Source organism: Bacillus paralicheniformis, assembly GCF_002993925.1.
In the GTDB taxonomy this organism is placed as follows: domain Bacteria; phylum Bacillota; class Bacilli; order Bacillales; family Bacillaceae; genus Bacillus; species Bacillus paralicheniformis.
Window position 1 is genome coordinate 2,780,644 of sequence record NZ_CP023665.1, and the last position, 19,133, is coordinate 2,799,776.

At 47.4% G+C, this 19,133-nt stretch carries 19 protein-coding genes; 1 reads left to right on the forward strand and 18 read right to left on the reverse strand.

The genetic code is table 11. The features are described 5' to 3' along the window. Positions 1-16: 16 nt before the first annotated feature. The 8 genes from CP943_RS14150 to rpsU all read right to left on the reverse strand — a co-directional run bounded on the left by CP943_RS14150 (position 17) and on the right by rpsU (position 6,119). Positions 17-976 carry a PhoH family protein gene (locus tag CP943_RS14150; protein ID WP_017474322.1) on the reverse strand — a complete coding sequence of 320 codons (960 nt, stop codon included), beginning with the start codon at positions 974-976 and terminating at the stop codon, positions 17-19. Then, complete coding sequence (gene yqfD, locus CP943_RS14155) at positions 973-2,169, reverse strand: sporulation protein YqfD (protein ID WP_020452246.1); 1,197 nt, start codon at positions 2,167-2,169, stop codon at positions 973-975. The genes CP943_RS14150 and yqfD overlap by 4 nt, the downstream gene beginning before the upstream one ends. Before the next feature lie 17 nt (positions 2,170-2,186). Next, the gene (yqfC, locus tag CP943_RS14160; protein WP_020452247.1) at positions 2,187-2,468 is read right to left on the reverse strand and encodes a sporulation protein YqfC; all 282 of its coding nucleotides are present in this window, start codon (positions 2,466-2,468) and stop codon (positions 2,187-2,189) included. Positions 2,469-2,523: 55 nt separating this feature from the next. Next, on the reverse strand, positions 2,524-2,976 hold the full coding sequence (locus tag CP943_RS14165) for a hypothetical protein (RefSeq protein WP_105981089.1): 453 nt from the start codon (positions 2,974-2,976) through the stop codon (positions 2,524-2,526). A gap of 29 nt (positions 2,977-3,005) precedes the next feature. Continuing rightward, positions 3,006-3,998 (reverse strand): flotillin-like protein FloA, encoded by a 993-nt coding sequence (floA, locus tag CP943_RS14170; RefSeq protein ID WP_020452249.1) that lies wholly within the window; start codon positions 3,996-3,998, stop codon positions 3,006-3,008. A 23-nt stretch (positions 3,999-4,021) separates the two neighbouring features. Beyond that, positions 4,022-5,341, reverse strand: a complete 1,320-nt coding sequence (locus tag CP943_RS14175) for an NfeD family protein (protein ID WP_020452250.1) — start codon at positions 5,339-5,341, stop codon at positions 4,022-4,024. A gap of 143 nt (positions 5,342-5,484) precedes the next feature. Further along, a complete protein-coding gene (locus CP943_RS14180; protein ID WP_023855244.1) occupies positions 5,485-5,931 on the reverse strand; it encodes a GatB/YqeY domain-containing protein in 447 nt (148 codons plus the stop codon). A gap of 14 nt (positions 5,932-5,945) precedes the next feature. Continuing rightward, positions 5,946-6,119 carry a 30S ribosomal protein S21 gene (gene rpsU, locus CP943_RS14185; RefSeq protein WP_003183654.1) on the reverse strand — a complete coding sequence of 58 codons (174 nt, stop codon included), beginning with the start codon at positions 6,117-6,119 and terminating at the stop codon, positions 5,946-5,948. 185 nt (positions 6,120-6,304) lie between these two features. On the opposite strand from rpsU, the gene CP943_RS14190 reads away from it, so the two are divergent. Next, complete coding sequence (locus CP943_RS14190; protein WP_020452253.1) at positions 6,305-7,240, forward strand: Na/Pi symporter; 936 nt, start codon at positions 6,305-6,307, stop codon at positions 7,238-7,240. Positions 7,241-7,258: 18 nt separating this feature from the next. On the opposite strand, the gene deoC is transcribed toward CP943_RS14190, so the two are convergent. The 10 genes from deoC to lepA form a co-directional block, all read right to left on the reverse strand. After that, on the reverse strand, positions 7,259-7,930 hold the full coding sequence (gene deoC, locus CP943_RS14195; RefSeq protein WP_023855246.1) for a deoxyribose-phosphate aldolase: 672 nt from the start codon (positions 7,928-7,930) through the stop codon (positions 7,259-7,261). Positions 7,931-8,018: 88 nt separating this feature from the next. After that, positions 8,019-9,374, reverse strand: a complete 1,356-nt coding sequence (mtaB, locus tag CP943_RS14200) for a tRNA (N(6)-L-threonylcarbamoyladenosine(37)-C(2))-methylthiotransferase MtaB (protein ID WP_026579280.1) — start codon at positions 9,372-9,374, stop codon at positions 8,019-8,021. Between the two features lie 2 nt (positions 9,375-9,376). Then, a complete protein-coding gene (locus CP943_RS14205) occupies positions 9,377-10,144 on the reverse strand; it encodes a 16S rRNA (uracil(1498)-N(3))-methyltransferase (protein WP_026579279.1) in 768 nt (255 codons plus the stop codon). 23 nt (positions 10,145-10,167) lie between these two features. Further along, positions 10,168-11,103 (reverse strand): 50S ribosomal protein L11 methyltransferase, encoded by a 936-nt coding sequence (gene prmA / locus CP943_RS14210; RefSeq protein WP_095291031.1) that lies wholly within the window; start codon positions 11,101-11,103, stop codon positions 10,168-10,170. Between the two features lie 23 nt (positions 11,104-11,126). Continuing rightward, positions 11,127-12,254: a molecular chaperone DnaJ gene (gene dnaJ / locus CP943_RS14215; RefSeq protein ID WP_020452258.1), complete on the reverse strand. Its 1,128-nt coding sequence runs from the start codon at positions 12,252-12,254 to the stop codon at positions 11,127-11,129. Between the two features lie 182 nt (positions 12,255-12,436). Continuing rightward, on the reverse strand, positions 12,437-14,275 hold the full coding sequence (gene dnaK / locus CP943_RS14220) for a molecular chaperone DnaK (RefSeq protein WP_020452259.1): 1,839 nt from the start codon (positions 14,273-14,275) through the stop codon (positions 12,437-12,439). A 23-nt stretch (positions 14,276-14,298) separates the two neighbouring features. Further along, positions 14,299-14,883: a nucleotide exchange factor GrpE gene (grpE, locus tag CP943_RS14225; protein ID WP_020452260.1), complete on the reverse strand. Its 585-nt coding sequence runs from the start codon at positions 14,881-14,883 to the stop codon at positions 14,299-14,301. A gap of 79 nt (positions 14,884-14,962) precedes the next feature. Then, positions 14,963-15,994: a heat-inducible transcriptional repressor HrcA gene (gene hrcA, locus CP943_RS14230; RefSeq protein ID WP_020452261.1), complete on the reverse strand. Its 1,032-nt coding sequence runs from the start codon at positions 15,992-15,994 to the stop codon at positions 14,963-14,965. Between the two features lie 80 nt (positions 15,995-16,074). Then, positions 16,075-17,214: a radical SAM family heme chaperone HemW gene (gene hemW / locus CP943_RS14235; protein ID WP_026579276.1), complete on the reverse strand. Its 1,140-nt coding sequence runs from the start codon at positions 17,212-17,214 to the stop codon at positions 16,075-16,077. A gap of 59 nt (positions 17,215-17,273) precedes the next feature. Then, complete coding sequence (lepA, locus tag CP943_RS14240) at positions 17,274-19,112, reverse strand: translation elongation factor 4 (RefSeq protein ID WP_020452263.1); 1,839 nt, start codon at positions 19,110-19,112, stop codon at positions 17,274-17,276. Between the last annotated feature and the right edge of the window lie 21 nt (positions 19,113-19,133).

Below are 19,133 nucleotides of genomic sequence, written 5' to 3' on the forward strand. Positions count from 1 at the left end.
ATCGGGCCATTCGGAATTATTTTGACTTTTCGTATGCTTCAATAATACGTGCGACAAGCGGATGTCTGACCACGTCCGTCTGATCCAGTTCAACAATTGAAATGCCTTCGATATCAAGGAGCATCTTTTTTGCAACGGCAAGCCCCGATGTGACGCCCTTCGGCAAATCGATTTGCGTAATGTCGCCTGTAATGACCATTTTAGAACCAAAACCCAATCTCGTCAAAAACATTTTCATTTGTGCCGGTGTCGTATTCTGCGCTTCATCCAAAATCACAAATGCGTCGTCGAGCGTCCGCCCCCTCATGTAAGCAAGCGGCGCGATTTCGATCGTTCCTCTTTCAAGCAGCCGTGCCGTATGGTCCGTTCCGAGCACGTCATGGAGCGCGTCATATAGCGGTCTTAAATAAGGGTCAACTTTCTCCTTTAAATCCCCCGGCAAAAACCCGAGGCTTTCCCCTGCTTCAACAGCTGGTCTTGTCAAAATGATTTTTTTGATGCGTCCGTTTTTCAGTTCATGAACGGCCTTTACGACAGCCAAATAGGTTTTCCCCGTTCCTGCAGGGCCGATGCCGAAGATTAAGTCGTGCCTTTTCATGGCGGCGATATATTCTCTTTGACCGATGGTTTTGACTCTGATCGGTTTTCCTTTGGCGTTTTTCGTAATTTCCTCTTCATACATGCTTTCAAAAAACTCAAGCTTCTGCTTTTTCGCCATCTTGATCGCATACAAAACATCGCGTTCTGATATCTCGATTCCTTTGCGGATGAGATTCAAGAGGGATGCAAGCAGGCTGTCCACGATTTCAAACGTTTCTTCGTCTCCGGTCACATAGACGGTTTCACCGCGCGTGACAATCGAAATGTTCAGCTCTTCCTCCATTAACTTCAAATGGGAATCCTGGTTCCCAAACAGCGCTTGAGCCTCGTTCGGACTTTCCAGTTGCTGATGAATCGCAAGTAAGTGTTCTGTCATTCTTTAGTCTCCTGAACAATTGGTGTTGTTTGAACAATGTCTTCAATAACCTGGTAAAGGATGATCAATTTAACTTTACCATTCTCACTCGTTTCGTGCAAAACTTTTTCACTGATAATGTTCCCGTCGCTGCCGATTTTTTTCCTGATGTCTCTTTTTCCCATTTCGATCCCTTCAAGGACCGCTTCTTTTTTCGAGTACACCCTTTTGATTTGTTCGCTCTCTCTCGTATGTTCCTTTTCATATGCGACAGGAAGCGTAAAATTCATAAAATGCAGCGAGTGTTTTTCGGTTTCTGTCTTCGGACGCGAGAACTCTTCTTTTTTAAAAGAAAAGCCCCAGACAGGCACAGAAAAAGAACCGAAGGATAGCTTGTGACTTGTCCTTACTTTACCCGTAAAAACGTCAAATGATGTCTCAAGAGGAACCGTTACCTTTGACTTGTACCAGGTTTCACCGTAGATTTTCCCTTTGGCTCCGACTTTTTGCTTTTCCTCTTCGCTCCCGATCAGTCCGGAAACAAGCATTTGCCCTTTTTCAACGTGCTGATTCACGGTGACGAGCGGCTCGCCTTTTTCCACGAACATTTTCGAGATGGTCGCCCCTTTTTTGGCGACGATGTGCCTCGGACCAATATATTTTTCTTTGTCAGGTTCATTTTTTTCAACCACTTTCATGTGAAGGGCCGTGCCGTTTAATTCAATGCCCACCCAGGTGATGTTTTCGACGCGCTTTGTAAGCGCCTGCTGAATTTTTTCCGGGGTCAGCATCGTAAACTGAAGGCGCCCTTTTTTGACGCCGATTTGATTCAAGTGCTGTCTGATTTGATGTTCTGTCTCCGGATTGGCTCCTGTTATGTCAATTTTCCAAAGCATGTTGGACAATAAAAACATGATGATAAAAAAAGCAGCAATTCCAATAGTGAAGCCGCTATTCCGTTTAGACTTCTGCACAAGGAAAGGGAAACCTTTTCGTCTGACGAAGCGGCACTTGCAGTCAAAATCCCTTATGACCCTCCGGAAGGCATGTACATCAGAAAGCGGAATATAAAGAAAGACAGCGTCTTTCTTTTTCTTAACATTAAACATCGGGATGCTGCGCCTGGTGCATTCATTTAATAATCGCTCGATCCCCTTTCCCGTTATCTCAAGCTGGATCTTTCCTGAAAAAAAAGAAAGCCATTTATTCTTCACGATTCTTTCCCCCCGACTTATGAATCGATATAGCGTACGAGCTCAATCGTGCCTTCAAGCAGAATTTCCTCAGGCAAAATCGTTTTGATGACAAAGTTTTTGCCTTGAATGATGCACTGCCCCTGTTTGAGCATCAGCCTTACTTCCGTATCGCTGAAAAGCAAAAGCCCTCTGTGGTTTTCAATATATATGTGAAGTCTTCCTATCATCGTGATCCTCGGAAGATCCATCATGACATCAGGGGGAATTTCCAATGTTCTTGTCAGCCACGCTTTGATGCGGTTTTTTCTTTGCGCCATAAAAAAAGAACCCCCTTTCATCTCATATGTATGAGTGATATGGGGGTTCTAATACTTAAATTTTAGGCCGGCGCCTCATTGTGTAATGCGGCTTTCTCGACCGCGGAGGGCCGAATACTTCGCTGAGTACAACGCCTTGGACAATCGTGTTTTTATTCATATCGAGCAGCTCTTGTTTCCGGTTGATCACCCGGCTGCTCTGCTTTTTAATGGCCCGTTCAACGGCCGGCATGGACCGCTCGGCATCCGCTTGTATTCTGCGGAGTTCTGCGGCAATATCTTCGCTTTTTGCAGCAGCCGCTGCTGCTGCAGGCCGTTGTTTTTTGTTTTCTGCCGGCTGGCGCTGTGCCGTCTGCTTCGGCGTCGTCTGCGTTTTCGGCCGTTCAGGCGCCGGTTTTCGCTTGGTTTCTTCATTTTCATCATTTTTTCCGAGCTTGTTGAATATGAAGGAGATGGCTGCGATGATGGCCGCCATGATAATCGGATTGTCGAACAGGATATCAAGCAATGAGCTCCCTCCTTTTTACAGGGGCTTGTTTATTTATGATCCTCTTCATTTTGGTCTTTCGTCATCTTTCCGAAAGAATCGCGCATGTCTGTGTCGGCGTCGATGTTTTTCATATTGAGGTAGTCCATGACTCCGATCTTTCCGCTGCGGAGAGCTTCAGACATCGCAAGCGGCACTTCGGCTTCTGCCTCGACGACTTTAGCACGCATTTCTTCGACGCGGGCGCGCATTTCCTGTTCTTGCGCAACCGCCATGGCGCGGCGTTCTTCTGCTTTCGCCTGGGCGATGTTTTTATCGGCTTCAGCCTGGTCGGTCTGCAGAATCGCTCCGATGTTTTTGCCGATGTCAACGTCAGCAATATCGATCGATAGAATTTCAAACGCTGTGCCTGAATCCAATCCTTTGCTCAAGACGGTTTGTGAAATCATATCCGGGTTCTCAAGCACTTTTTTATGATTATCGGAGGAACCGATTGTCGAAACGATCCCTTCGCCGACACGGGCAATGATTGTTTCTTCTCCCGCTCCCCCGACAAGGCGGTCGATGTTTGCGCGAACCGTGATTCTCGCTTTTGCTTTCACTTCGATACCATCCATTGCTACACCGGCAATAAACGGCGTTTCGATGACTTTCGGATTAACGCTCATTTGAACGGCTTCAAGCACGTCACGGCCCGCTAAATCGATGGCCGCACATCTGGCGAATGTGAGTTCAATGTTTGCACGCTGGGCAGCGATAAGCGCGTTGACAACCCGGTCAACATTCCCCCCTGCAAGATAGTGGCTTTCAAGCTGATTGATAGTAACATCAAGTCCCGCTTTATGCGCTTTGATCAGCGGGTTCACCACGCGGTTTGGAATGACGCGGCGGAGCCTCATTCCGATCAGTGTGAAAATGCTGATTTTAACACCAGCGGCCAAAGCCGAGATCCACAGCATGACCGGGACGAATGTAAAGAAGACAGCTAGTAAGATGATTCCGGCTGCTATAATAAGCAAAAGAAACAGTGTTGACGGATCCATAATATTCCTCCTAATAATATAATTTATAATTCTCTCACAACAATGCGTGAGCCTTCCACTTTAACCACTTTCACTTTCTTGTCCTTCGCGGTGAACGAGCCTTCAGATACGACATCAAGCCGTTCATCGCCGATGATGACCGTTCCGGACGGTCTGAGCGGTGTAAACGTGACGCCGGTTTTACCAATTAAATCGCGCCGGCTTTCATTTGACACATATCCGCTTTCCGTGCTTGTCGAGTCGGTTAAGATCAATTTTTTAAAAAATTTCATACGCTTCCCCAACACCCTTGTTAATAGAATGGATGCCGCTATAGAAACAGCAGTTGCAATCAAAATGGAGACGGCCATGACCTTAAAGCTTCCCGATGCTAAAAAGAGGCTCGCAACAATCGCGATCAGGCCGGCAATCCCTGCTATTCCGCCCGGCAAAAAAATCTCTAAAATGATTAAAATAATGCCTGCTGCAAACAGAAGGATCGTTTCCATTCCGGCAAGCCCGGCGACGAGATGACCGTAGAAAAAGAGCAGCAGCGCAGAGAGTCCCATAAAGCCGGGGATCCCAAAACCAGGCGAATAAAGCTCGACAATCAGCCCGAGACTTCCGATTGAAAGGAGAATCGGAATCACGACCGGATGCGTGATGAACCGGGCCACCTTTTCGGCGAAGCTCACCTCGGAACGCTCGATTTTGGCATCCTTCAAGTTCAGCTTTTTCAAAAGATCATCAAGGCTCGAAACTGTGCCTTCGGAATAGCCGACTTCCAGCGCTTTGTCAGGGCTTAATGTGAGCAGCTCGCCCTTCGGCGCCCCAACTTCTTTAGCATCGACATCCGCATCGGCCATCGCGAGAGCGTATTTCGGATCACGTCCGTTTTTTTTGGCTGCGTCTTCCATTTCAGCGAGCCACAGAGATTCCGACTTTTTATCAGCGGCATTTCCCTGCGTGTCAATGATCGCGGCAGCTCCCATTTTCCCGCCGGGCGCCATATAAATATCGTCTGCATTCAAGGCGAGGTAAGCGCCTGCGGACAGAGCCCTTCTATTCACATAAGCGGTCACCGGAATGTCGGAGTTATGTATCGTATCAGCCATGTCAAGGACTGCGTCGACCGCTCCGCCGGGGGTATTGATATCGAGTATGATATGTTTGGCATTCATATCTTCCGCTTCTTGAAAAGAACGCTCAAGAAATTTTGAAAGCCCTTTTTCAACCGTTTCTTCGATCGGAATGACATACACTGTATCTCCATCCGCTTTCACGGTCAAATGAACGCCTAGTAATAAGAATAAAACAAAACCGCTGGCCAGAGCAACAAAAATTCTAAATTTTTTCAGCAGCAACGATGTCTGAGACCTCCTTCCCCTATTATCATTAACATTACATACGTTATAAATGTAGCAAAGGTTTCATCTTTCTACTACTTTTCTATTGTATGAACACGCACAAAAAAAGACGCCTTTAATTGCTTAAAGGCGTCTTTTTCTTAAGACAGTTGTTTGCTGACAAGCTTATTGACGAGACCGCCGTCCGCCTTGCCTTTGACTTTCGGCATGATAGCGCTCATCACTTTGCCCATATCCGCTTTTGAAGAGGCGCCGACTTCGGCGATCGTCTCATTGACGATGCCGAGCAGCTCTTCTTCCGTCAGCTGTTCAGGCATATAAGCTTCCAGAATGTCTAACTCTTTTTGAACTTTATCTACTAAATCTGAACGATTAGCGTTTGAAAATTCATGGAGGGAGTCTTTACGCTGTTTTAATTCACGAGAAAGAACAGTCAGTTCTTCATCATCGGTCAGCCTGTCTTTCTTAAGCTTGATTGCTTCGTTTTGAAGCGAAGCTTTGACCATGCGAATGACAGTCAGTTTGTCTTTCTCACGGTTTTTCATATAGAGCTTCATATCTTGATTCAGCCGCTCAAGAAGACTCATAAATCCACCCTCTTTTAGTATTTGCGCTTTCTTGCAGCTTCAGACTTTTTCTTGCGTCTTACGCTAGGTTTTTCATAAAATTCACGCTTTCTTGCTTCCTGCAAAGTACCTGTCTTTGATACACTGCGTTTGAAGCGACGAAGAGCATCTTCAAGCGATTCGTTTTTTCTAACGACCGTTTTTGACATTCTCTTTCCCTCCCTCCGAATACACCAATCGACTGCTTTAAAAAAAGACATACATATAAACATGTACTTTGACATTATAATATAAGCCTCCGGTAAGGTCAACCAAGGAGAATCGTTTTATTGTTCAGTCATGATTTCGGCAGCTTGTCTGTATATATTTATAAAGGAGGCTGTTCGAAAAACTGATGATAATCTTGATCTTATTCATATTATTGATCGTTCTTTTTCTCAAAGGCATGAGCATGCTGAGAAAAGGTTTGATTTCACTGACATTTGAAAAAATCGAAAAGCGGCTGCTGTTTTTCACGGATCATCCGGTGAAAGCCTTTTTGGTCAGCATTGTATTTACGGGGGTTTTGCAAAGCAGCTCGGCATTTATGGTGATCGTCATTGGCTTTGTCTCGGTAGGCGCCCTTTCATTTAAACGTTCGATTCCGCTCATTTTGGGAACAAACATCGGGTCCACCTTCACAACGGAATTTTTGGCGGTGAAGCTGGAATTTTTGATTTTTGCCCTCTTTGCCGCAGGTGCGGTTCTTTTCATGGCCGGAAAATCCCCTTTTCGGCAAGTGGGCGTAAGCATGATCGGCTTGGGTGTTATTTTTTTCTGTATCAGCGGCTTTAGCCGGCTTGCCGTGCCGTTGTCACAGCTAGACTCGGGCGCTTATATTGTGCAGCTTGCTGAAAATTCACCGCTTTACGCCTTAATCATCGGCACGGTGTTGACCGCGATGATTCATTCCAGTTCGGCGTGTGTCGGCATCCTGATGAGCTTTATGGATCAAGGTGTCGTCGGTTTGACCGAAGCGATGAGCGTTGTTCTCGGCTCCAATATCGGGACATGCATCACAGCCGTGATGGCGTCCTTCAAAGGCGGAGCTGCGGCCAGGCAAACGGCTTATGCACATGTGCTGTTTAATGTCATCGGTGTAGCAGCTGTATACCCCCTGCTTTCATCAATAACAGGCTTTATCTCCGGACTGTCTGAAAGCCCCGCTCAGCAGATTGCCCATTTCAGCCTGCTCTTCAATGTCGTCACATCCCTATTGTTTCTGCCGCTCTCAAATCTGTTCCATTCGCTGATCATGTTTCTCATTCCAAACAAAAACCAGGCCCGGTAAACGCCTGGTTTTTGTTGATTAGTAGTCTTCATCCGCTGTTAAGCCTTTGACAATCGACACGCCTGCGCTTGCTCCGATTCTCGTCGCTCCGGCTTCAACCATAGCAAGGGCGCTTTCCTTATCGCGGACGCCCCCTGATGCTTTAACGCCGATATCAGGTCCGACAGCTTCCCGCATCAGTTTTATATCCTGAACTGTCGCACCGCCGCCGGAAAAACCGGTCGATGTTTTGACAAAGTCGGCGCCTGCTTTGACGGCCAGTTCACAAGCGAGCCTTTTTTCTTCATCCGTCAACAGTGACGTCTCTATGATGACTTTTACGAGAGCTTTGCCAACGGCCGCGTCTGTCACCGCTCTGATGTCATACTCCACGGTCCCGGTATCGCGGTCTTTTAATGCACCGATGTTGATCACCATATCAACTTCACCGGCCCCGTCTGCAATCGCCTGCCTGGTTTCAAAAGCTTTTGTTTCCGGAGACGCTGCACCTAAAGGAAAGCCGATAACCGTGCACACTTTCACTTCTGAATCTTTAAGAAGCTCGGCGCACAGCTTTACCCAGCAAGGGTTGACGCAAACGGAAGCAAAATCGTATACACGTGCTTCTTTGCAAAGCGCTTCGATTTCGGATGTGACAGCATCAGGCTTCAATAGCGTGTGATCGATCATTCGCGCAATTTGTTTTGTCATCGTCACGACTCCTTTTCAAGTGGTTGTCTTTTATGATATTCGCAAAAAAAGCCGGAACACCTTTTTCGTGAACCGGCTAAATTGATATTTATGACGATAAGCGGATGTTTTCATGGACGTCGTCTTCGGCGACGCGGACGAACTGGCCTTTATTGTACGGATAGCCGGCTTTTAAGATCTTCACTTTAACAAGCTGGCCGATCAGGTCTTCGGAACCTTCGAAAACGACCTTCATATAGTTGTCCGTGTAGCCGACAAGCAGATTGTCTTCGCCCGTTTCCGTGAACGGCTCTTCCGGAATGATTTCCAGAACATCGCCTTCATAATCTGATGCGTATTCTTTCGCAAGCTGATCTGAAAGAGCGATCAGTTTGTGAACTCTTTCGTTTTTCACGTTCTCGTCAACCTGGCCGTCCATGCGTGCTGCTGGAGTTCCGGTCCGTTTGCTGTACGGGAAGACGTGGAGCTCGGAAAACTTGTGTTCTTTAATAAAGTTGTACGTCTCCATGAATTCTTCTTCCGTTTCCCCCGGGAAGCCGACGATCACATCAGAAGTGACTGCGAGCCCCGGAAGAGCTTTTTTGAGTTTCGTCAGCCTGTCAGCGAAAAACTCCATCGTATACTTTCTTCTCATCCGTTTTAAAACGCTGTTTGAGCCGGATTGAAGCGGAATGTGAAGGTGTCTGACGATCTTGTCTGAGCGGTCAAGCACTTCAATCACTTCGTCTGTAATTTGGCTCGCTTCGATTGAAGAGATACGGATTCGTTTCAGACCTTTCACACGGCTGTCCAGTTCTTTCAACAGCTGTGCAAAGTTGTAGTCTTTCATATCTTCTCCATAACCGCCGGTGTGAATACCGGTTAAAACGATTTCTTTATAGCCGGCATCAACGAGCTGCTGCGCCTGGCGGATGACTTCCTCAGGGTCGCGGGAACGAAGCAGGCCGCGCGCCCACGGAATGATGCAGAATGTGCAGAAATTGTTGCAGCCTTCTTGAATTTTCAATGAAGCACGCGTTCTGTCGGTAAATGCAGGAACATCAAGCTCCTCAAACACTCTTGCTTTCATAATATTGCTGACGCCGTTAATCGGCTGTCTTTCTTCCTGGTACTGCTGAATATAGCCAAGCATTTTTTCGCGGTCCTGCGTACCGACGACGATATCAACGCCCGGGATCGCCATGATTTCCGCCGGGGAAGTCTGGGCGTAGCACCCTGTCACACAAATGACGGCGTCAGGATTTTGGCGGATCGCCCGTCTGATCACCTGGCGGCTTTTTTTATCACCTGTATTTGTGACGGTGCATGTATTAATGACGTATACGTCCGCCGAACTTTCGAATTCTTTTCTTTCGTAGCCGGCTTCTTTGAAAAGCTGCCAAATTGCTTCTGTTTCATAATGGTTGACCTTGCAGCCAAGTGTATGAAATGCAACGGTTGCCATTGTTATTCACCTCTTAGTAACTCTGTATGATAAGAAACTGCCGCCAACGCGTACAGCGGAGCTGTTTCCGCCCTTAAGATCCGCGGACCGAGCCCGCAGGCGAGGGCTCCTTTTTCTTTAAGCGCCTCAATTTCATCTTCTGAAAATCCGCCTTCAGGACCAAACACCATGAGCACGGATGATCCTTCCGGCAGGCTTTTGAGCACGGATTGAAACCGGCTTGTCTCGCCTTGCTTTGATGACTCTTCGTATGCAACGACACATTTATCGAAGTCCTCAAGGCTCTCAAGCAAACGTTGAAACGTGTGAACCGGCGCCACATCGGGAATCGTGTTTCTGTGGGACTGTTCTGCGGCTTCCTTGGCGATTTTCGCCCACCTTTCCCGCTTTTTCTTTGCCTTTTTTTCATCAAGTTTAACAACGGAGCGTGATGCCTGAAAAGGAATAAACGAGCTTGCACCGAGCTCTGTCCCTTTTTGAATGATCCATTCCAGCTTATCTCCTTTTGGAAGGCCGTTTGCAATATGGATCTGGACGGGCAGTTCGCGTGTTTTCCCCGTCCATTCGATTACGCTCAATAAAACCTCTTCTTTTGTGACGGACTCGATCCGGCATTTCGCTTCATGGCCGTCTTTTGCACAGCAAATGACCTCGTCTCCGGGAGACATCCTCATCACGGTCGCAATGTGATGAACGTCTTCGCCTTTGATCGAGAACACAGGTGCGGCCGTGACCTCTTGTTTTGATTGTTCGATAAAATATCGTTGCATACGCTTGTCACACCTACTAACGATTATTTTTTAGCGATGATGCTGACCCAGTCCTCCATTGAAAGAACCTCGACGATCGTAAAGCCTTCTTTCACCAGTGCATCTTTGACTTCCTGTTTTTTCTGCTGAATGATTCCCGAAGTAATGAAATAACCGCCGTCTTTCAACAGGCTGTATGCCTGATCCGTAAAGCGCAAGATGACCTCGGCCAGGATGTTGGCGACGATGACGTCTTTTTCCCCTTCGACGCCGTCAAGCAGATTATTTTGCTTGATCTCGATATGATCGCTGACTTTATTGAGCTTGGAGTTCAAGCGGGCGCTTTCCACGGCTACAGGATCGAGATCATATCCTTCAACCTGTTTGGCGCGAAGCATGGCTGATGCAATGCTCAAAATGCCTGTTCCCGTTCCGACATCCACGACCGAATCCCCTTCTTTCACATACCTTTCGAGCGCCTGTATGCAAAGTACGGTTGTCGGGTGTGTGCCTGTTCCGAACGCCATTCCCGGGTCCATCTCGATGATGAGCTCATCCGTATGAACCGGTGTGTACTCTTCCCATGTCGGAACAATCGTAAACTTCTCGGAAATTTTTACGGGATGATAATATTTTTTCCATGCTGTCGCCCATTCTTCTTCGTTAACCTCGCTGATGGTGATTTTGTTCCGTCCGAGGTCAATATCATACAGCAGCAGATTATTGATGGTTTCCTTGATTCCTTCTACGGTCTCTCCCAAAAAGCTGTTGATCGGGAGATACGCTTTAATGATGACTCCTTCATCAGGGTAATCATTGGGGTCGAGCTGGTAGATTTCTCCGTATACATTCTCACGCTCTTTAATTAAATCAAGCGGATCTTCAATTACGACTCCACTCGCACCAGCTTCATGCAAAATATTCGAGATGGGCTCAACCGCTTCATGTGTCGTGTGAATGCAGATTTCGGACCATTTCATACTACCAACTCCTCATCCAATCATTAATCGCCTTTAAAGGCGCGCTTTACTTTATCGAAAAAACTCATTTCCTGTTCATCCGGCATATTTCCGCTCACTTCTGCAAATTCGCGGAGAATATTTTTCTGGTTTTCTGTTAAATTCGTCGGTGTCACGACGCGGACGACGATGTGCTGATCGCCTTGACCGTACCCGCGTACGTTGGCAACGCCTTTTCCTTTTAAACGGAACTTGGTGCCTGTCTGCGTGCCCGCCGGCACTTTTAATTTTACTTTACCGTGAAGAGTAGGCACTTCGATTTCGTCCCCGAGCGCAGCCTGTGCAAATGTCAGCGGCATTTCGCAGTAAATATCGTCGCCATCGCGCTCGAAAAATTCGTGTTCTTGGACGCGGAAAACGACGAATAAGTCACCTGACGGACCGCCGTTGATCCCCGGTTCACCCTGTCCGGATACTCGAAGCTGCTGGCCGTCATCCACACCCGCCGGGATGGTGACATTGATTTTCTTGCGTTTTTTCACTTTTCCTGTACCGCCGCAAGTTGAACATTTGTGCTTAATTTGCTTACCCGTTCCATTACAGTAATGACATACTCTTCTGTTGACAACTTTTCCGAACGGAGTCGACTGCTCCATGTTCAGCTGGCCAGAGCCGCCGCAGTGTGAACAGGTTTCCGGCTTTGTTCCCGGTTTCGCGCCTGAGCCGCTGCATGTTTCACATGTTTCTTCACGCGGAATTTCGATCGTCGTCTCTTTTCCGAAGGCCGCTTCTTCAAATGACAGTGTCATCGTATACTGCAGATCGGCGCCCTGCCTCGGGGCATTCGGGTCTCTCCGCCTTGCGCCGCCTCCGAAAATGCTTGAGAAAATATCGTCAAACCCAAAGCCGCCGAAGTCGCCGCCGCCGAAACCTCCGCCGCCGAATCCCTGATTTGGATCGGTGTGGCCAAACTGGTCGTAATGGGCCCGTTTTTGGTCATCAGAAAGTGTTTCATAGGCTTCTTTGACTTCTTTGAATTTTTCATCCGCTCCGGCTTCTTTGTTGATGTCCGGGTGATATTTTTTAGAAAGCTTGCGGTAAGCTTTTTTAATCTCATCTTTAGAAGCGCTCTTACCTACCCCAAGCACCTCATAGTAATCACGCTTACTCATCTCTTCACACTCCCGATTTTCTCACATAAATTAGATTGTATCATTTCAAATTATGTTTTTTCAATTCCTTTTGTCCTTTAGGAAGAAAAAAGTCAAAGTCAAGAGATCCTGACTTTGACTTTCATCGCCTGTAAGGTCATGTGCTGTGCAAACCGGGGTAAGCACAGCACATTTTATTTCAATTATTTTTGTTCTTTGTCGTCGTTTACTTCTTCATATTCAGCGTCAACGACATTGTCGTCGGCTTTTTTAGCGCCGGCGCCGCCGTCTTGCTGAGCCTGAGCCTGTTTTGCAGCTTCTTCGTAAAGCTTCATTGAAAGCTCTTGGACGATCGCTTGCAGCTCATCTTTTTTCGCCTTGATTTCATCAAGGTCATTTTTCTCGATCGCAGCTTTTAACGCGTCTTTTGCATCATTCGCTTTTTTCACTTGCGCTTCATCGGCTTTGCCTTCAAGATCTTTCAGCGTTTTTTCAGTTGTGAAGACAAGCTGATCCGCTTCGTTGCGAAGCTCGATTTCTTCTTTTTTCTTCTCATCCGCTTCGGCGTTTTCTTCAGCTTCTTTCACCATGCGTTCGATCTCCTCGTCAGAAAGACCTGAAGAAGATTTGATCGTGATGTTTTGCTCTTTGCCGGTACCCAGATCTTTCGCGCTGACGTTGACGATACCGTTCTTATCGATGTCAAATGACACTTCGATTTGCGGTACGCCGCGAGGAGCCGGCGGAATATCTGTAAGCTGGAAGCGTCCGAGCGTTTTGTTGTCGGCAGCCATCGGGCGCTCACCTTGGAGCACGTGGATGTCAACCGCTGTTTGGTTGTCAGCCGCTGTTGAGAACACTTGGGACTTGCTTGTCGGGATTGTCGTGTTGCGGTCAATCAGCTTCGTGAACACGCCGCCCATTGTTTCGATACCAAGTGACAGCGGAGTTACGTCCAGAAGGACAACATCTTTGACATCGCCTGTGATGACGCCGCCTTGAATGGCTGCACCAAGGGCTACGACTTCGTCAGGGTTGACGCCTTTATGCGCTTCTTTTCCAGTTTCTTTTTTGATCGCTTCCTGAACGGCAGGAATACGTGTTGATCCGCCGACAAGAATTACTTTGTCGATTTCGCTTGCAGAAAGCCCCGCATCTTGAAGAGCCTGGCGGACTGGACCCATTGTGCGCTCTACCAAGTGTGAAGACAGCTCTTCAAACTTCGCGCGGGTCAGTGTCAATTCAAGGTGCAGCGGACCTGCGTCACCGGCTGTGATAAACGGCAGCGAAATTTGTGTAGAAGATACGCCGGAAAGGTCTTTTTTCGCTTTCTCAGCCGCATCTTTTAAGCGCTGAAGCGCCATTTTATCTTTAGAAAGATCAATGCCGTTTTCTTTCTTGAATTCTGAGACGAGATGATCGATGATCACTTGGTCAAAGTCGTCTCCTCCAAGGCGGTTGTCACCCGCTGTAGAACGAACTTCGAATACGCCGTCTCCCAATTCAAGGATGGAAACGTCGAATGTACCGCCGCCAAGGTCGTAGACGAGGATCGTCTGATCTTCTTCCGTCTTATCCAGACCGTATGCAAGCGCAGCTGCAGTCGGCTCGTTGATGATCCGCTCAACTTCAAGTCCGGCGATTTTACCGGCATCCTTTGTCGCTTGACGTTCTGCATCATTGAAGTATGCAGGAACTGTAATTACGGCTTTAGATACAGTTTCGCCTAAATAGCTTTCAGCATATGATTTCAAATGCTGAAGGATGATGGCAGACACTTCTTGCGGCGTGTACTTTTTGCCTTCGATTTCAACTGTATAGTCCGTGCCCATGTGGCGCTTGACCGACATGATCGTGTTCGGATTCGTGATGGACTGGCGTTTCGCCACTTCACCCACCTGGCGCTCTCCGTTTTTAAATGCAACAACCGAAGGAGTCGTGCGGGCTCCTTCTGGATTTGGGATGACTTTCGGCTCTCCGCCTTCAAGCACTGCAACGCATGAGTTCGTTGTTCCCAAGTCGATTCCGATTACTTTGCTCATGATTTTTACCTCCTGCTATGTAGTTATTGGTTGACTTTTACCATAGAAGGACGGATCACCCGGTCCTTAAGTTTATAGCCTTTTTGCAGTTCCTCAACGACTGCGTTTGATTCGTACGCTTCATCCTCGACCTGCATAACAGCCTGGTGCATGTTCGGGTCAAATTGCTCTCCGACTGAAGGAATCTGTTCAACTCCTTCATTTTTAAGAGCCTCCAAAATTTGACGGTGCACCATTTCCATCCCTTGAAGCAGGCTTTTCGTCTGCTCGTTGTCAGGATCGATCTGTAGCGCACGTTCAAAGTTGTCAAGCGCCGGCAGCAAATCGCTGATGATGCGCTGGGAACGGTACTTTTCAGCAGCCTCAAGGTCAAGGCGTGCGCGTCGTTTGTAGTTTTCAAAGTCCGCCTGAACACGTAAAAGTTTATTTTCTTTTTCTTCAAGACGTTCTTGAAGTTCTTTGAGTTGTTTTTCAAGCATTTCTGTTTGCGTGTCTTCTGCCGGGGCATCAGCTTCAGCAGCCGTTTGTTCGGCTTCGGCTGTCTCCGCTTCTGTCTCGTTCAGTTCCTCTTGTTCGTTTAGCTCTTCAGTTTGTTTTTCTTCTGCCATCTGTGTTCACCTCCCTTAAAGGATGAGTTTCATGATAAAGAAGGGATTTCTCCCTTCTGTTTTGTTTTCGGGTACTGCCTTACCCATCATACAAACTTGTCAACGCTTTTGACAAGTCAGATGATACGTGCTGAAGCAAACCGACGACGCGGGAGTAGTCCATGCGCGTCGGCCCGATGACCGCGATGGAGCCGATCTGTTTTGAACCGACCGTGTATGTCGCGGTAATCAGGCTGCAGTTTTCCATTTCTTCATAGTCGTTTTCCTTGCCGATTTTAATGGTAATTCCGGACTCAGTCGACTGAAAGAGCCGGAGAAGCTCCTGTTCTTTCTCAATGAGCGACAATAGCGATTTCACTCTGTCAATATCGTGAAATTCGGGCTGATTCAGCATATTAATCTTGCCGCCGAAAAACAGCCGGTCGGTTTGAACAGATGAATCCAGCGTTGCGCCGAGCCCGTGTAAAATCGTATCGTAATTTTGGATATGCGACTTTAAGAAGATGACGACCTCTTTGAAAATCCTGTCTTTCAGCTCTGAGATCGGCACGCCTCTAAGGCGTTCATTTAATATATTCACCAGCTTTTCGAGATCGGAAAGATTGACCTCCGCCGGAAAGTTGATCGTTTTATTCTCGACATGGCCGGTATTCGTTACTAGAATGGCAACGGCCTTCTTAGGCTGAATCGGCACAATCTGGATCTGTTTGAGATGATTTTCGCTCAGTCTCGGACCGAGGACAATCGATGTATAATTTGTCAGATCAGACAGCACTTGAGCCGACTTCTGCACCGCTTTTTCGAGTTCAAAGATTTTTTCTTTGAAAACCGAATGAATAATGTTCAAGTCCGTTTTTGACAGCTTTCCGGGTGAAAGCAGATGATCGACATAATAGCGATAGCCTTTTTCAGAAGGAATCCGGCCTGAAGATGAGTGGGTTTTTTCAATAAAACCGAGCTCTTCCAAGTCAGCCATTTCGTTTCTGATCGTCGCTGAGCTGAATGTGATATCTTCCTTTTTGGAAAGCGTTCTTGATCCTACCGGCTGAGCTGAACGAATGAAATCGTTGACGATAACCTGCAAGATTAACAGCTGACGATTTGTTAACATCCATATCACCCCTGTTAGCACTCGACACAACTGAGTGCTAATTGTATATCAAAATTACCAAACCAAAATCAAAATGTCAATTATAACTCACCCAGGAATGCTTGAAACACTTCATTCCCTAACAGTTTTCCATTATGTGTTAAAAATACATTTTTGCTCGTGTTCACAATCAGCCCTGTTTCTTCCAGCGAACGGAGCACTTTCGGGAAGAGATCGTCAACAGTTCTTCCGTATTTTTGGAAAAAGTGTTCTTTGTCTACTCCCGCGGTTTTTCGAAGACCGAGAAACATTTCTTCTTCAATCTGTTCATTTTTTGTAACCCTGTGTTTTTCTTTATAAGGAAAACCTGACTGCTCAATCAGGTCGATATAATGTTTAACAGGGCCGGCATTTACCGTTCTTTCACCATTGATATAGCCGTGCGCGCCCGCGCCCAAACCGAAATACTCCTCATTGTTCCAATATGTGAGGTTATGTTTGCTCTCATATCCTTTTTTGGCGTAGTTGCTGATTTCGTATTGGCCGATGCCCGCTTCTTCCATTTTCCGCATCACAAGTTCGTACATTTCTGCTTCCTGATCCTGCGGAGGCAGGTGAAGCCGGCCCTTTTTCATCAAGTTATAAAAAACGGTTTTCGGCTCGACGATCAGCGAGTAGACCGAATAATGTTCAGCCCCGAGGGCAAGCGCCGTATCGAGCGATGAAGCGAAGTGGCCGATGGTTTGTCCTGGCAGACCGAACATCAGGTCAAGGCTGATATTATCGAACCCCGCGTTTCGCGCTCTTTCAAAGGAAACGAGTACGTCTTTTTGCTCATGGACTCTGCCGATTTTTTTTAGCAGCTCGTCTTCAAACGTTTGTACGCCAAAGCTCAGCCTGTCTACACCGGCGGCTTTTAAAACCTCCAGCTTTTCAGCCGATAAATCGTCGGGATTGGCTTCCACTGCAAATTCGGCAAGGCTTTCGGACGGTTTCAAAACGCGATGAATGGAATCAAGAAGCCGCTCAAGCTGCGCTTCCGACAGCGATGTCGGCGTTCCTCCCCCGATAAAGATCGTTTTCAGCTCCGGATGTCCGGCCGCTTCCATTGAATTGGCCATTTCCTTCTCTAAAGAACGCAAATATTCATCAACAGGCTGAGATTGAATAAAAAACTTGTTGAAGTCGCAATAATGGCAAATGTGCTCGCAAAACGGAATATGGATATATGCTGCTTTCATTGTTTTCACCTTCTTTTACAGGAAGAAGCCGCAGTGTGTTACGCTGCGGCAGCTCATGATTATGATTTCGGGCTGCTGTCGTCCATTTTCAGGACTGCCATAAAGGCTTCCTGCGGAACTTCGACAGAGCCGACCTGTTTCATTCTTCGCTTTCCTTCCTTTTGCTTTTCGAGCAGTTTGCGTTTTCTGGAAATATCCCCGCCGTAGCACTTCGCCAAAACGTTTTTGCGCATGGCTTTGATGGTTGAACGGGCGACAATTTTTGTGCCGATGGCTGCCTGGACAGGCACTTCAAACTGCTGGCGCGGAATGAGTTCCTTCAGCTTTTCGACAATAACTTTTCCCCGTTCATACGCATAATCGCGGTGAACGATAAAGGAAAGGGCATCGATTTTTTCGCCGTTCAGCATAATATCCATTTTCACGAGCTTGGACGGTTTATATCCGATGAGTTCGTAATCAAATGACGCATAGCCTTTCGTATTTGATTTAAGCTGATCGAAAAACTCGTAGACGATTTCCGCAAGCGGAATTTCGTAGACAATGCTGACGCGGTTCGCATCAAGGTACTGCATATCGATAAACTGGCCGCGCTTGCCCTGGCACAGTTCCATGACCGCTCCGACAAAGTCGTTCGGCACCATCATCGTCGCTTTGACGAACGGTTCTTCCACCCGGTCGATCTTCTGCGGATCAGGCATATTTGACGGGTTATCGACAACGATTTTTTCTCCGTCTGTCATGTACACGTCATAGATAACACTCGGAGCCGTCGTAATCAAATCGATGTTGAATTCGCGTTCAATCCGCTCCTGAATAATTTCCATGTGGAGCATCCCCAGGAAACCGCAGCGGAAGCCGAATCCGAGAGCCTGGGACGTTTCCGCCTCATACTGAAGGGCTGAATCGTTTAGCTCAAGTTTTTCAAGCGCTTCCCGCAAGTCGTTGTATTTCGCTGTATCAATCGGATACAGACCGCAATAGACCATCGGATTCAGTTTTCTGTAGCCTGGCAGGGCTTCGGGCGCTGGGTTTTCCGCACTTGTAATCGTATCCCCTACACGGGTGTCTCCGACGTTTTTGATTGCGGCCGTCAGGAATCCGACGTCACCGACAGTCAGTTCGTCAACCGGGACGGCCTTCGGTGTGAAAACGCCGACTTCAGTGACTTCAAATTCTTTTCCGGTCGCCATCATCTTGATTTTTTGACCGGCTTTTACGGTACCTTGGACGACTCTGATATAGGCGACGACCCCGCGGTATGCATCATACAGAGAGTCAAAGATCAGCGCTTGAAGCGGCGCTTCCGGATCTCCGCTTGGTGCCGGAACCTTTTCAACGATCTGCTCCAATATTTCTTCAATTCCGATGCCTGCTTTTGCTGAAGCAAGGACGGCTTCTGAAGCGTCAAGACCGATGACATCCTCGACTTCCTGGCGGACGCGTTCGGGTTCTGCGCTCGGAAGGTCGATTTTGTTAATGACCGGCAGGATTTCAAGGTCGTTGTCAAGCGCAAGGTAAACGTTTGCCAGCGTTTGCGCCTCGATTCCCTGTGCGGCGTCGACGACGAGAATCGCGCCTTCGCATGCGGCAAGGCTTCTCGAAACCTCATACGTAAAATCGACGTGTCCCGGGGTATCGATCAGATGAAAAATATATTCCTCTCCGTCCTTTGCCTGATATTTCAGCTGTACGGAGTTCAGTTTAATGGTGATTCCTCTTTCACGTTCCAAATCCATCGAGTCGAGGAGCTGTTCTTTCATTTCCCTTTGAGTGATTGCCGCCGTCTTTTCCAGGATTCGATCCGCAAGCGTTGACTTGCCGTGATCGATATGGGCGATAATAGAGAAATTTCGGATTCTCGACTGCCTTTGTAATCGTTTTTCTTTATCTGTCACACTAATCACTCCTACTATGAA

What these genes read in the sequence shown, in the direction of transcription:
- CP943_RS14150 (WP_017474322.1), bottom strand. Translation starts at nt 976, where the DNA reads ATGACAGAACACTTACTTGCGATTCATCAGCAACTGGAAAGTCCGAAC.
- yqfC (WP_020452247.1), bottom strand. Translation starts at nt 2,468, where the DNA reads ATGGCGCAAAGAAAAAACCGCATCAAAGCGTGGCTGACAAGAACATTG.
- floA (WP_020452249.1), bottom strand. Translation starts at nt 3,998, where the DNA reads ATGGATCCGTCAACACTGTTTCTTTTGCTTATTATAGCAGCCGGAATC.
- CP943_RS14180 (WP_023855244.1), bottom strand. Translation starts at nt 5,931, where the DNA reads ATGAGTCTTCTTGAGCGGCTGAATCAAGATATGAAGCTCTATATGAAA.
- rpsU (WP_003183654.1), bottom strand. Translation starts at nt 6,119, where the DNA reads ATGTCAAAAACGGTCGTTAGAAAAAACGAATCGCTTGAAGATGCTCTT.
- CP943_RS14190 (WP_020452253.1), top strand. Translation starts at nt 6,305, where the DNA reads ATGATAATCTTGATCTTATTCATATTATTGATCGTTCTTTTTCTCAAA.
- deoC (WP_023855246.1), bottom strand. Translation starts at nt 7,930, where the DNA reads ATGACAAAACAAATTGCGCGAATGATCGATCACACGCTATTGAAGCCT.
- mtaB (WP_026579280.1), bottom strand. Translation starts at nt 9,374, where the DNA reads ATGGCAACCGTTGCATTTCATACACTTGGCTGCAAGGTCAACCATTAT.
- CP943_RS14205 (WP_026579279.1), bottom strand. Translation starts at nt 10,144, where the DNA reads ATGCAACGATATTTTATCGAACAATCAAAACAAGAGGTCACGGCCGCA.
- prmA (WP_095291031.1), bottom strand. Translation starts at nt 11,103, where the DNA reads ATGAAATGGTCCGAAATCTGCATTCACACGACACATGAAGCGGTTGAG.
- dnaJ (WP_020452258.1), bottom strand. Translation starts at nt 12,254, where the DNA reads ATGAGTAAGCGTGATTACTATGAGGTGCTTGGGGTAGGTAAGAGCGCT.
- dnaK (WP_020452259.1), bottom strand. Translation starts at nt 14,275, where the DNA reads ATGAGCAAAGTAATCGGAATCGACTTGGGAACAACGAACTCATGCGTT.
- grpE (WP_020452260.1), bottom strand. Translation starts at nt 14,883, where the DNA reads ATGGCAGAAGAAAAACAAACTGAAGAGCTAAACGAACAAGAGGAACTG.
- hrcA (WP_020452261.1), bottom strand. Translation starts at nt 15,994, where the DNA reads ATGTTAACAAATCGTCAGCTGTTAATCTTGCAGGTTATCGTCAACGAT.
- hemW (WP_026579276.1), bottom strand. Translation starts at nt 17,214, where the DNA reads ATGAAAGCAGCATATATCCATATTCCGTTTTGCGAGCACATTTGCCAT.